13 protein-coding genes are annotated in these 13,633 nt (G+C 40.4%); all 13 read left to right on the top strand.

Features of this window, described 5'->3' with window-relative positions:
• Nucleotides 1–102: 102 nt before the first annotated feature.
• The 13 genes from atpF (at nucleotide 103) to mreB (ending at nucleotide 13,629) form a co-directional block, all read left to right on the top strand.
• Nucleotides 103–630: a F0F1 ATP synthase subunit B gene (atpF, locus tag BN6556_RS05300; protein WP_066188089.1), complete on the top strand. Its 528-nt coding sequence runs from the start codon at nucleotides 103–105 to the stop codon at nucleotides 628–630.
• On the top strand, nucleotides 627–1,169 hold the full coding sequence (locus BN6556_RS05295; protein WP_066188087.1) for a F0F1 ATP synthase subunit delta: 543 nt from the start codon (nucleotides 627–629) through the stop codon (nucleotides 1,167–1,169). The genes atpF and BN6556_RS05295 overlap by 4 nt, the downstream gene beginning before the upstream one ends.
• A gap of 21 nt (nucleotides 1,170–1,190) precedes the next feature.
• A complete protein-coding gene (gene atpA, locus BN6556_RS05290; protein ID WP_066188085.1) occupies nucleotides 1,191–2,699 on the top strand; it encodes a F0F1 ATP synthase subunit alpha in 1,509 nt (502 codons plus the stop codon).
• A gap of 45 nt (nucleotides 2,700–2,744) precedes the next feature.
• Nucleotides 2,745–3,605, top strand: a complete 861-nt coding sequence (atpG, locus tag BN6556_RS05285) for an ATP synthase F1 subunit gamma (RefSeq protein WP_066188082.1) — start codon at nucleotides 2,745–2,747, stop codon at nucleotides 3,603–3,605.
• Between the two features lie 39 nt (nucleotides 3,606–3,644).
• Entirely contained in the window at nucleotides 3,645–5,048 is a 1,404-nt protein-coding gene (gene atpD / locus BN6556_RS05280; RefSeq protein ID WP_066188080.1) for a F0F1 ATP synthase subunit beta, read from the top strand.
• 154 nt (nucleotides 5,049–5,202) lie between these two features.
• Nucleotides 5,203–5,601: a F0F1 ATP synthase subunit epsilon gene (locus BN6556_RS05275; RefSeq protein WP_066188078.1), complete on the top strand. Its 399-nt coding sequence runs from the start codon at nucleotides 5,203–5,205 to the stop codon at nucleotides 5,599–5,601.
• Nucleotides 5,602–6,378: 777 nt separating this feature from the next.
• Nucleotides 6,379–6,615, top strand: coding sequence for a DUF1146 family protein (locus BN6556_RS05270; protein ID WP_066188076.1), 237 nt, complete (start codon nucleotides 6,379–6,381; stop codon nucleotides 6,613–6,615).
• 141 nt (nucleotides 6,616–6,756) lie between these two features.
• Nucleotides 6,757–7,455 (top strand): YwmB family TATA-box binding protein, encoded by a 699-nt coding sequence (locus tag BN6556_RS05265; protein WP_066188074.1) that lies wholly within the window; start codon nucleotides 6,757–6,759, stop codon nucleotides 7,453–7,455.
• 34 nt (nucleotides 7,456–7,489) lie between these two features.
• Nucleotides 7,490–8,794 (top strand): UDP-N-acetylglucosamine 1-carboxyvinyltransferase, encoded by a 1,305-nt coding sequence (gene murA / locus BN6556_RS05260; protein WP_066188073.1) that lies wholly within the window; start codon nucleotides 7,490–7,492, stop codon nucleotides 8,792–8,794.
• Nucleotides 8,795–9,051: 257 nt separating this feature from the next.
• On the top strand, nucleotides 9,052–10,110 hold the full coding sequence (gene spoIID, locus BN6556_RS05255) for a stage II sporulation protein D (protein WP_066188072.1): 1,059 nt from the start codon (nucleotides 9,052–9,054) through the stop codon (nucleotides 10,108–10,110).
• 57 nt (nucleotides 10,111–10,167) lie between these two features.
• Nucleotides 10,168–11,079 carry a M23 family metallopeptidase gene (locus tag BN6556_RS05250; protein WP_066188068.1) on the top strand — a complete coding sequence of 304 codons (912 nt, stop codon included), beginning with the start codon at nucleotides 10,168–10,170 and terminating at the stop codon, nucleotides 11,077–11,079.
• A 1,016-nt stretch (nucleotides 11,080–12,095) separates the two neighbouring features.
• Nucleotides 12,096–12,383 carry a sporulation transcriptional regulator SpoIIID gene (spoIIID, locus tag BN6556_RS05245; protein ID WP_066188066.1) on the top strand — a complete coding sequence of 96 codons (288 nt, stop codon included), beginning with the start codon at nucleotides 12,096–12,098 and terminating at the stop codon, nucleotides 12,381–12,383.
• Between the two features lie 247 nt (nucleotides 12,384–12,630).
• Nucleotides 12,631–13,629, top strand: a complete 999-nt coding sequence (gene mreB, locus BN6556_RS05240) for a rod shape-determining protein (protein ID WP_066188065.1) — start codon at nucleotides 12,631–12,633, stop codon at nucleotides 13,627–13,629.
• Nucleotides 13,630–13,633: the final 4 nt, after the last annotated feature.

Here is a 13,633-nt window from a genome sequence, read left to right as displayed (position 1 = left end):
AAGACAACCTTCGCCATTCCTTTGTAAGCAGTTATTGGATACTTAACGTGGAATGAAATGAATGGTGAAATAGATAACTAACGGTAGGAAGGAGTGAACACGGTGCAACTTTTAACAGATGGCCTTGTTTTACAGGCAGCAATTGGTGGATTGCAAGGTGGAGATATGGCTTTTGCGATTATCAGCTTTTTAATTTTGCTTGCATTATTGAAGAAGTTTGCGTGGGGCCCGTTGATGAACAAGATGGAAGAACGAGAGAACCACATTGCCAATGAAATTGATACGGCAGAAAAGAATCGCAGAGAGGCTGAAAAGTCCGTATTAGAAGCAAATGAGCAATTGAAATCAACTCGTCAAGAGGCACAGAAAATTATTGAAGATGCGAAGAAAGCAGCCGTTGATCAGGAGCGCTCGATTGTAGAGGCGGCTAATCAGGCAGCTGTTCGTATTAAGAAATCAGCTGAAGAAGATATCGCGCGTGAAAAAGAGAAAGCAGTGGAAGCACTTCAAGCACAGGTGGCGACCTTATCTGTTCAGATTGCTACCAAGGTAATTGAGAAAGAAATTAACGAAGAAGATCAAGAACAATTGATTCATGACTACATTAAAGAGATAGGAGAAGAGCGATGAGTAAAGCAAATGTAGCCAAACGTTACGCAGAAGCTCTTTTTCAAATAGCTCAAGAGAAATCAACAACGGATATGTTAGAAGAAGAATTAGCTACAGTGAAGGAAGTATTTCAGGCAAATGCAACGTTCCTTGCCTTTCTACAACATCCTCAAGTAGCTGGTGAAAAGAAAAAACAACTTCTCTCAGAAGCGTTCTCCGGTTTTTCCAAGGATGTATTACATACTCTTTTCATCCTTGTTGACCGCCATAACGAGGAGATTGTGCCTGAAATTGTCGATCACTTTATCACGTTTGCCAATGAAGCAAAGGGTATCAAAGAGGCGACTGTATACTCGGTTAGAGCATTGACAGAAGTAGAACAACAAGAGATTGAACGTGTATTTACGAAAAAATGGAATGTAACATCGTTAAAGATAAATAACCAAGTGGATCCAACGGTTATTGGCGGTATTCGAATTAAAGTCGGCAATACGGTATATGACGGTTCGCTTAAAGGTAAACTAGATCGCTTAGAGCGACAAATAACAGTAGCAAATTAAGGACGATAGGGGTGAAATGGCATGAGCATTAAAGCTGAAGAAATCAGTGCACTGATTAAGCAGCAGATCGAGAGCTATGAATCAGATATTGAAGTAAGTGATGTGGGTACGGTTATCGAAATCGGTGACGGTATTGCACGTGCACATGGTTTGGATAACGTCATGTCTGGTGAGCTTGTCGAATTTTCAAATGGTGTCATGGGTATGGCACAGAACTTAGAAGAATCTAATGTCGGGATTGTAATCCTTGGACCTTATACAGAGATCCGTGAAGGTGACGAAGTTCGTCGTACGGGTCGTATTATGGAAGTGCCAGTTGGTGAGGAACTTATTGGTCGTGTCGTTAATCCATTAGGGCAGCCAGTAGATGGTAAGGGGCCAGTGGAGACGGCAGCATCACGTCCATTGGAGTCACCTGCACCTGGTGTTATGGATCGTAAATCGGTGGATGAGCCACTACAAACAGGGATTAAGGCAATCGATGCCTTGGTGCCAATTGGTCGTGGTCAGCGTGAGTTAATCATTGGTGACCGTCAAACAGGTAAAACAACGGTAGCAATTGATACCATTTTGAACCAAAAAAATGAAGATATGATTTGTATTTATGTGGCGATTGGACAAAAGGATTCCACCGTCCGCAGTACGGTTGAAGTACTGCGCAGATATGGGGCGTTAGATTATACCATTGTCGTTTCTGCAGGTGCCAGTGATCCTGCACCACTTCAATATCTAGCGCCATATGCTGGAGTTTCCATGGGAGAAGAATTCATGTATAACGGTAAGCATGTCTTGGTTGTGTATGATGACTTAACTAAACAGGCTAACGCATATCGTGAACTTTCTTTGTTACTACGTCGCCCGCCAGGTCGTGAGGCATTCCCTGGTGATGTGTTCTATTTACACTCTCGTTTATTAGAACGTGCAGCAAAGCTTAGTGATGCGAAAGGCGGAGGTTCTTTAACAGCACTGCCATTCGTTGAGACACAAGCAGGGGACATTTCAGCGTATATTCCAACCAACGTGATCTCGATTACCGACGGACAAATCTTTTTACAGTCAGACTTGTTCTTCTCGGGTGTACGACCAGCGATAAATCCTGGTTTATCCGTATCACGTGTTGGTGGTTCTGCCCAAGTCAAGGCGATGAAAAAAGTTGCTGGTACACTTCGACTCGACTTAGCATCTTTCCGTGAACTAGAGGCATTTGCTCAGTTCGGTTCCGATTTGGATAAGGCAACCCAGGCCAAACTGAATCGTGGTGAACGAACCGTTGAAGTCTTGAAGCAAGGACTTCACAAACCATTAGTAGTTGAAAAGCAGGTTATGATTATCTATGCCTTAACGAAAGGCTTTCTGGATGAGATTCCTGTTGTGGATATTACACGATTTGAAGAAGAATTTATGACTTGGTTAGATAATAACAAGCCTGAATTGTTAGCAAGTATTAGAGATACAGGTGCATTACCAGATGCCGATGAGATGAATGGAGCCATTGAAAGCTTCAAACAAACATTCGTAGCGTCAGAATAATGGGATTCCAAGCGTCAACCTTGAAGGAAAGGGTGGTGAAACGAAGTGGCATCGTTAAGAGATATTAAAACTCGGATTACCTCCACACAAAAGACGAAACAAATCACTAAGGCTATGCATATGGTATCTGCTTCTAAATTGTCCAGGGCGGAAGAGTTCGCAAAGGCGTTCGATCCGTACAGCAATAAGATAAAAGAAGTTGTTCATAGTATCGCTGGGAGCGGGGAAGCAGAACACCCGATGTTACAGAGTCGTGAAGTGAAAAAAACAGCTTATTTTGTGATCACTTCCGATCGTGGTCTGGCTGGAGCTTTCAACAGTGGAGTTCTTCGTGAAGTATATCGTACGATTCAAGAGAAACATCAATCAACAGATGAATACGCCATTATTGCAGTAGGCCGTATTGGTCGTGACTTCTTCAAAAAACGTCAGATGCCGATTCTAAAAGAGATAACAGGTCTTTCTGATCAACCAAACTTTGCAGATATTCAAGATCTAACATCAGAAACGGTACAGCTTTTTGTAGAGGAAGAGATTGATGAATTGGTAATTTTTTATAACCACTTTGTTAGTGCGATTTCGCAAAAGGTAACCAATAAACAGCTTTTACCACTTACTGAGTTGGCAGAAGAGGCGAAAGGTGTACAAAGTGCTTATGAATATGAACCAAACCAACAGGAAATTTTGAATACATTATTGCCACAATATGCAGAAAGCCTGATTTTTGGAGCATTGCTTGATAGTAAGGCAAGTGAGCATGCCTCACGTATGACCGCTATGAAGAGTGCAACAGATAATGCAGATGATCTAATTGATGATCTTTCACTGCAGTACAACCGTGCAAGACAGGCGGCTGTTACACAAGAAATTACGGAAATTGTTGGTGGCGTAGCAGCATTAGAATAGAAGAAACGGTAAGGATTGATTATGATAGGAGGGAAATCGATGGCTACAGGACACGTTATCCAAATCATGGGGCCGGTTGTTGACGTGAAATTCGCAGACAGCAACCTCCCGGAGATTTATAATGCGTTGAAAATTCAATATGATGTCAACGGTGAAGCAAATGAACTTACAGTCGAAGTAGCGCTTCACCTTGGAGATGACGCCGTACGCACGATTGCTATGGAATCAACGGAAGGTGTAAAACGTGGAGCAGAGGCAATTGACCAGGGAGCGCCAATCTCTGTACCAGTTGGAGAAGAAACATTAGGTCGTGTCTTCAACCTGCTAGGTGATAATATTGATCTGGATGAGAAATTGAGTGACGATATACGTCGTGATCCGATTCATCGTCCAACACCTAAATTTGAGGAATTAGCAACAGATACCGAAATCTTAGAAACTGGGATTAAGGTAGTAGACTTATTAGCACCTTATATTAAAGGTGGTAAGATCGGTTTGTTTGGTGGTGCGGGTGTAGGTAAAACCGTACTTATTCAGGAACTGATTAATAATGTTGCCCAAGAGCATGGTGGTATCTCTGTATTTGCAGGGGTAGGTGAACGAACACGGGAAGGGAATGACCTTTATTATGAAATGAAGGATTCCGGTGTTATATCAAAGACAGCCATGGTGTTTGGACAAATGAACGAACCACCTGGAGCGCGTATGCGTGTTGCCTTGACAGGCCTGACTATGGCGGAATACTTCCGTGATGAACAAGGGCAGGACGTGTTATTATTTATCGATAACATTTATCGTTTTACCCAAGCAGGTTCAGAGGTATCTGCCTTACTTGGTCGTATGCCGTCAGCCGTTGGTTATCAGCCTACACTTGCAACGGAAATGGGGCAGTTACAAGAACGTATTACGTCAACGAATAAAGGTTCTGTTACCTCTATCCAAGCGGTATACGTTCCTGCCGATGACTATACGGACCCGGCCCCAGCAACTACCTTTGCACACTTAGATGCAACAACCAACCTTGATCGTAAGTTATCCGAACAAGGTATTTATCCTGCGGTGGATCCACTTGCTTCTACTTCACGTGCATTAGACCCGGAAGTAGTGGGAGACGATCACTACAACGTAGCGCGAGAAGTACAGCAAACTTTACAAAAGTATAAAGAATTACAGGATATTATCGCCATCTTAGGGATGGATGAATTGTCAGACGAAGATAAGCTCACAGTAGCTCGTGCACGTCGTATCCAATTCTTTTTATCACAGAATTTCCACGTGGCTGAGCAGTTTACTGGCCAGGAAGGTTCTTATGTCCCTGTTCAGGAAACAGTACAAGGTTTCCGTGAGATTCTCGATGGTAAATATGATGATCTTCCAGAGGATGCCTTCCGATTAGTTGGACGTATTGAAGAGGTCATTGAAAAAGCAAAACAATTTGCATAGTAGAAGATCTGTCTTATTTCAGTGTAATGGCTGTAAGACTCCCACTACAAGAATGAAGGAAAAGTGTGATGCTTGGGTGGAGGATCCAACAGCCAATAACGGCCCGAATGGTTCAACTAACATTCAGTTTATAACAGTCTAAGGAGGGGTTCTGTTGAAAACAATAACGGTAAGTGTTGTTACTCCAGATGGCCCTGTTCTGGAAGAAGCTTTTGAAATGGTTAGCTGTAAAGCAGAAAATGGTGAGTTGGGTATTCTACCTGGTCACATTCCGCTCGTTGCTCCATTATCTATTAGTGGTGTGCGATTGAAGGGTGACAATCCTCAACGTGTAGCAGTTAGTGGAGGTTTCTTGGAGGTTCGTCCTGATAAAGTGACCATCTTAGCTCAATCAGCGGAACGTCCCGACGATATTGACGTCAAACGAGCACGAGCTGCGAAGGAACGAGCTGAAAGTCGTTTACAAGCTAAACAAGATGAAATAGATTTCAGAAGGGCAGAATTAGCACTTAAGCGTGCCTTAAATCGAATTGATGTTGTGGAAAACAGGTAAGACAACGTTTTTGCATACTGATTTTCTAATATAATAACATTAGAGACTGTCTCAATATTAAAATTGAGACAGTCTCTTTTCTATTCAAAAAACAATAGGGTTGAACGATTTTGAACGGGAGTAGAAGACGATTCCAGAAAATTAGCATCACTTCCGGTCAAAGTGCTGATAAGACGGATTATGTAAAGTAACAAGTCCATCTATTCCATGTAGTAAAGTTGATTGTTTGTCTGTGCTAGGAAATGCTTCGGAAATAGGTTCCGCTTTGCTAAAATGTAGGATTCTAGGCACCATTATCATGCTAGATAAACTTGTTCAGAGCATGATTCGATCATACATTATGGTTTTTATAAATGCAAGAACCATTTTGTAGCATGATCCATGACATATCCGAAAAATCAGTTGACGATTTTCTCCTTTTACTACAACACTGGCTTGGTACCTAAGCTGCTTCATCCTTGCAGTAACAACCATTGTTGTACGTATATCTAGCGCAGCATATTCCCGCAGCGCTTGCTTAGCACAAATAAAATGATCAAACTCACCACTAAGGAAAGTGGGATACTTTACATAGTCTATCTTATCGGCAGTTCAGTGACTTCTTTAAGTGGTCGGTAAAGGAACGGGCGACATTTGCACGATTTTTCTTGTTAATGATTGAAAAATTGACAACATATCAAGTCGAAATTTCCCGGGAAATAAAGAAGAAACGAATCAAGACACGAAGACACAAATATGTTAAACTAAAACCAAAAGTGAATGAATGAGGGATTTCAAATGATGCAAACCGTTGCCCAAGAAGGGCTAATATCGATTATATCGCACATTATTTTTATTGTTATTACTTGGCGGGTGATTCAATCCGTCAATTTTGATGATTTTTTTCGCAAAGAAAGAGTATTTGAGGCACGTATCTTGATCATTTTAATTACTATTGTGATAGGCACTACCGTTAGTAACTTCTTTCTCGATTTTCTGCAATGGTCTCAGCAGCTTATCTATCTTTTTGAATAAAAATGCATAGTAAGACCATGTAATAAAGTAACAAAGAAGTTATGAAGAAGGCTTCCTTTTTGAGAAAACGAATTCGATTATCACACGTATAAATATCTTATTTCCTGCCAACACTTTTAAAAAAGAAAGGGTGAATGGGGAATGAGGTATTTATTTTTTTTATGTAGTATGATGCTTGCTTGGAATTTTATACATGCGCCAGGGGACAAAGCCGCCGTGAACGAAGAGGAAATAGGGGATATGCTGGCCACCTTCCAGACATATGACCTGAATCTAGCAAACTTGCAAACCACGATCAAAGAAACAAGAAAAATTTCGGAAATGGACCGTTTTATAGAAAGCATGAAAGGGTATCACATGAATATAGTGGAAAATGAAAAAAACATCCGATTTGAATCAGCTGATAAAAATAAGATGACAACACAAGAAACATTATTATTAGTACCAACAGCAAAGGATTCAACATACCAAATCATTTATACGATCTCGTCACCTTTAGACCAGATGAAAGTACTTGATACCTACCATTTGAAAGTAAAAAAGGTTACTAATGAATTATTTTCACAAAATGCTCAATATTTCTCTTGTCTAGAGGCATGGAAAGATGATATTATAGATATTGTTTCTTTTATAAAATTTGTAAAAAAACAATTAGATATAACAATTATTGACGAAATAAATGAACCCGAATTTTATACATGGACAGGTTATACGAAACAATGGACGAATAAATTAAAACAGCAGGATGACGATATCAATGTACATATTGCTGTGAGCGAAAGGATAGGCGATAAAACCAATATCACAATTGGCACACCTATCCTTATTACTGAATACTAATAATAATGAATATGGACACAGAGGAGAATGAACTTTGGAAAATATCATCGTTCGTGGCGGAAGAAAAATGGAGGGTACAGTTAGGGTTGAAGGTGCAAAGAACGCTGTACTACCTGTTATCGCTGCAAGTATACTAGCAAGTGAAGGCAAAAGTGTGATTCATGAAGTACCTGCATTGGCAGATGTAAACACGATAAACCAAGTATTACGACATATGAATGTAGATGTAGTATATGATAAAAATACCGTAACCATTAATGCAACAAAAGAAGTATTAACAGAAGCTCCTTTTGAGTATGTACGAAAGATGCGCGCTTCTGTATTAGTGCTTGGTCCATTATTAGCCCGATACAGCCATGCGAAGGTAGCTTTACCTGGAGGATGTGCCATTGGATCAAGACCTATTGATTTGCATTTAAAAGGGTTTGAAGCAATGGGGGCCAATGTCAATGTCGGAAATGGCTTTGTCGAGGTTTCGGTACAGGGAAGACTGCAAGGGGCGAAGATTTATTTAGATATGCCAAGTGTAGGTGCAACAGAGAATATTATGAGTGCAGCGGTACTGGCAGAGGGAAAAACAACGATTGAAAACGCAGCAAAAGAACCAGAGATAGTAGATCTAGCAAACTATTTAAATAAGATGGGCGCTAATGTGGTAGGTGCAGGCACAGAAACCATTAAGATCCAAGGAGTAGATAAATTAGTTGGCGCCGAACATGCGATAATCCCGGATCGTATTGAGGCGGGAACCTTTATGGTGGCTGCAGCTATCACCGGTGGAAATGTGTTGGTAGAGAATGCCGAGATAGAGCATTTACGTGCCTTGGTTGCAAAGATGGAGGAAATGGGTGTTGAGGTATACGAGGAATTGACAGGTGGTATTCGTGTAATTGGACCTGATTATTTAAAGGCCACCGATATTAAAACACTTCCACATCCAGGTTTTCCAACTGATATGCAATCACAGATGATGGCGTTAATGCTTGCTGCTAACGGCACAAGTGTCATTACGGAAACGGTTTTTGAAAATCGCTTTATGCATGTGGAAGAATTTCGCCGTATGAATGCCAAATTGAAGATTGAAGGCCGTAGTGTGATAGTGGAAGGGCCTGTTTCATTACAGGGAGCAGAAGTTGCTGCGACAGATCTGCGTGCTGGTGCTTCCTTAATATTAGCAGGATTGGTATCCGATGGATATACCCGGGTAACCTCGCTTTATCACATTGATAGAGGTTATGTAAATATTACTGATAAATTTGCGCAGCTTGGTGCCGATATTGAACGTGTGGAAGTGGAATCTACGCCAATTAACACGATGCAGGAACAAGCAGAAGTATAGTAACAGGCAAAAAGGATAACTTATGAACTGGCAGTAAGAAAGGTTTGTGAAAAGTTATCCTTTTTCTGCTTGCAGAGGAATCTAATAACGTTATACAGCGTAGCTACGCCCTGTTAAGCAGAGGCGTAGCTTCGGCATGGGGTCCATTTTATATGGAAAATATCAGAAGATTGGGCAATGTAATAAGTTCACTGATCAGTTCTAATCTCTTAGCTTACAGAATAAGATAGAGTAGAAACGAACAGAGGAGGTTATTCATGCTGCGACGGCCGAACAAAAGCAAGCAGAAAAACTGGAAAACACCTAGTCTAATCTTTATTTCTATCTTATTTACCTTTATGTTTGTCATTCCTACCGTGATTGTCTTACCTTTTGCTGGTGGTGAGGAGTCAGAGGTGTCCAAGGAAGCGGAGCCAGTCGTCCAAGAAGAAAAGCAGGCAAACCAAAAGCTGGTATCACCTTTTGATGTCCGTGTTCTCCGTACCGAAGAGGATACAGTGGAAGAAATCCCACTAGAAGACTATGTCGTACATGTAGTGGCCTCGGAAATGCCTGCAGATTTTGAATTAGAGGCGTTAAAGGCACAAGCTTTAGCCGCGAGAACTTATATCGTACGCTTTCTGACATACGAACAATCAGAGGATTTACCAGACAGTGCCGATGTAACAGATACGGTTGATCATCAAGTGTATAAAAACACGGATGAACTAAGACAGATATGGGGCAGCGACTATCATTGGAAAATTGACAAGATTGAACAAGCGGTAGCTGCTACCCAGGGCACAGTTATTACGTATGAGGACCAACCGATTACACCAGCCTTTTTCTCTACCAGTAATGGTTATACAGAGAATTCAGAGGATTATTGGGAGAATGAATTACCTTATTTGCGTGCCGTTGAAAGTCCCTGGGATGAGGATATATCTCCTAAGTTCCTTGATCAACAGGTATTTACTTCGGCAGAACTAGAGAATAAGCTACAGGTCAGTCTGTCCAATCAGTCAGATCAATTTCAGCTAACCAGGACAGATAGTCAACGGGTAGATCAAGTAGAAATAGGCGGTCAGACATTTAGTGGTAGGGATATACGCGAACAATTAGGGTTATCATCTAATGATTTCACGATTAGTAAGAAAAATGATCACTATGTCTTTACAACAAAAGGTTTTGGGCATGGAGTGGGAATGAGTCAGTACGGTGCAAACGGTATGGCACAAGAGGGAAAGACATACGATGACATTATTGCTTATTATTACAAAGGGACAGAATTAAACACTTTAGAACAGGCTACGCCAACTCTTTTAGTAAAAAAATAAAAAAACATGTATATTTATTCCTTCATTTGATCACAATGGTTGCTGAGGTGATGTAAAATGAAGGAAAACAAAAGCGTTCCAAAAAATAAGTGGAAACGTCTATTCCAGAAAAAATGGTTTTTTCCTGCGGTATATCTGGTGGCAGCGGCATTTGTTCTGACAGGGGTATTATGGTATCAGCAGGTCATTACGGATACACCAGACATAGCAGATAATGCAAGAGAGAATGTTGGTGATTCAAGACATGATCAGACAGATGATGAGTCAGCACCTGTTATGCAGCAGCAAGAAGTATTGCAAATGCCTGTCGCAGAAAATCTGCAAACTGAAATTGTGACCAAATTTTATGATTATGGCGCAGATGTAGAGGATCAGCAAGACGCACTGATTTTACACGAAAATAAATATTATCAAAGTGACGGTATTGCGATCTCTACGTCTGACCATGAGGCTTTTGATGTGATGGCCTCTCTTTCAGGCACAGTGACAGAAATTAAACACGATCCACTGTTGGGTAATGTGGTGAAGATGGAGCATGAGGAAGGAATCTCCACTTATTATGCAAGTCTTGACGATGTTGTAGTAGAAGAAGGCAGTGAATTGAAGCAAGGTGATTCTTTAGGAACAGCTGGTCAAAATACGCTGGGACAAGATAACGGCGTACATGTCCATTTTGAAGTAAGAAAAGATGGCACACCGGTAAATCCAGAAGAATTTATCAATCAGCCGATTCAAAAGATTACGGCACCTGAAAAAGAAGAGGAAGAGCAAGGTGAAGTAAATCAAGAAGAAGTGGATCAGGAAGAGTCTGGACAAGAAGAGAGTGCACCAGACGAGAATGAGAATGCAGATAATCCGGCAGAGGATAGTGAGCTAGAAGAAGAACTGCCAAACCAAGAACCAACAGAAGAAGAAACGGATGAAGAAGCAAGTCAAGAACTTTCGTTTCGCTCGGAAGAACGAGTATAATAAAAACGGGGCTGATTCCAAATGGAACCAGCCCTATTTTTGTAAGAACAAAAGAGTACCAGTTTCACTAGAAAAATAAAAGGTCATCTTAATGTGCGTTATCTAGCTTGGGTTATGCCACTATAATAATGTTATGGTAGTTTGCTTGTGGATCACTAAATATTTCTATCATGTTTCCATTTAAACAATCAAATTCGCTCATAATCAGTGCACTTCCCATACTACAAAGTATACAACTGCTAAAATGTCGATTTGTCTAGTTATTTGACGAACGATTTTGGTTGCATATTTGACTGAATATGAAATAATAATAGTATGCTAAAATTCACAGAAATATACATCAAAGGTGAAAAAAACCTTAGTAAAAGCATATTTCAGTAGATCTTTTATAAGAGATCATAGTTTACCACAAAAGGAGGGATCATATTTTTCAATGAGAAGAAAGTAATGACAAGTGCAAGTTAAAAGGTTTGGCAAAAAGAAAGAATCGTCGAATCAGTGAAAGCCGCACGTACGCTTTTAAACCAAATAGCGCTCTTGCACACAGTGTGTTCTATTATACTTTTTGAACAATCGCTATCATGGCAAAACGTTCGTTGATAAGTATGAATGTTGCACGTCTTTCTAAAAGTTACCACTTAAAGCCTGATAAATAGATTTAAAAGATTCTAATTTTAGGATGGGAGAATAGGTGGATGAATGTATTGAAAAAATGTGATCCAGATTATGGTGATATTGGTTAGTAAAAAGTGATGAGTTGCTCATCACTTTTTTTGATTGCGTTTTCATTATGCAACGATCTAATTCTACCCTTGACTGCAACAGACTACTTCCCCACAGCTTGTCCTGACATAGGTTGATGTAATTACAAGTCATATTGTTTACTGCTCTGTAATAAGATGTTAGCAATTATCTTTTTTTAAAAACGTCTAAGGCAACATTTATTATACACAGCAATTATTCCGCCTTTATCAGAACACCTTGGACGCTGACAACTTTGGGGAGGCGAGCAAACAGTGCATGATTACATCAAAGAAAGGACATTAAAGATTGGCAGGTATATTATTGAGACAAAAAAAACGGTTCGGGTCATTGCAAAAGAATTCGGTGTGTCTAAAAGTACAGTGCATAAAGATTTAACCGAACGATTGCCTGAACTACATCCAGAGCTTGCTAATGAAGTAAAGTTAATACTCAGTCATCATAAGGCGATTCGACATCTCCGAGGAGGAGAAGCAACGAAACTCAAATATCAGCTCCATAATCGTAAAGCACCGCCACAACAGGAATTATTGACCAAATAGCTATTTGATCCTCTCTATCGATCTATTATCTTTCCTTTCATCTTATCCATTATTTCGCCATTTTCATTCAAAAAATAACAACATTTTCTCAGAAAGATATGTCCGTTCTCATGTGTTTATGATATGATATAAGTTAGAGGTATTATGTACTATAACAACTATGATCAACGGGAAAAATAGAATGGATTTTCACTAATAATTGACATAAAATTCAACTAATGTGACGGAATAGGGAGGATTAATGTTCATGTTTTCAAGGGATATTGGAATTGATTTGGGTACAGCAAATGTGCTTATTCATGTAAAGGGAAAAGGAATTGTACTGGATGAACCGTCTGTAGTAGCGATGGATCGTAACACGGGAAAGGTTTTAGAAGTTGGGGAAGAAGCCCGTCGTATGGTTGGACGGACCCCTGGCAATATTGAGGCCATTCGTCCGCTTAAAGATGGTGTTATTGCAGATTTTGACGTAACGGAAGCCATGTTAAAATATTTTATTAATAAAATTAATGCCAAAGGTTTCCTATCCAAGCCGAGAATGCTGATTTGCTGTCCAACCAACATAACAAAAGTAGAACAAAAGGCGATTAAAGAAGCCGCAGAGAAGTCTGGCGGAAAAAAAGTATACTTAGAAGAAGAACCAAAAGTAGCGGCGATTGGTGCGGGAATGGACATCTTTCAGCCGAGCGGTAATATGGTAGTAGATATTGGTGGTGGGACGACAGATGTTGCTGTCCTTTCTATGGGAGATATTGTAACCGCTCAGTCGATTAAGATGGCTGGCGATAATTTTGACTCCGAAATCCTGCAATATGTCAAACGCAAGTACAAACTATTAATTGGCGAACGAACGGCAGAAGATATTAAGATTAATGTCGCTACGGTTTTCGAAGGGGCCCGGGATGAAGTCATTGATATTCGTGGACGTGACATGGTCTCTGGTCTGCCACGTACTATTACGATTAAGTCAACAGAAGTAGAAGAGGCGTTAAGAGAATCGATTGCTTTGATTGTCGACTCGGCCAAAAGTGTATTAGAAAAAACACCGCCAGAATTATCAGCTGACATTATTGACCGAGGTGTCATTCTGACAGGCGGGGGTGCCTTGCTGCATGGTTTGGATCAATTATTGGCAGAAGAGTTAAAGGTACCGGTATTGCTGGCTGAAGAGCCAATGAATTGTGTTGCCAAAGGAACCGGTATTATGTTAGACAATATCGACAAATTAGAACGTTCTGTCGTGTGAGCTT

The organism is Gracilibacillus timonensis (assembly GCF_900086715.1).
In the GTDB taxonomy this organism is placed as follows: domain Bacteria; phylum Bacillota; class Bacilli; order Bacillales; family Amphibacillaceae; genus Gracilibacillus; species Gracilibacillus timonensis.
The sequence above is the reverse complement of the archived record's forward strand: the minus strand, read 5'-3'. Positions and strand labels throughout refer to the sequence as shown.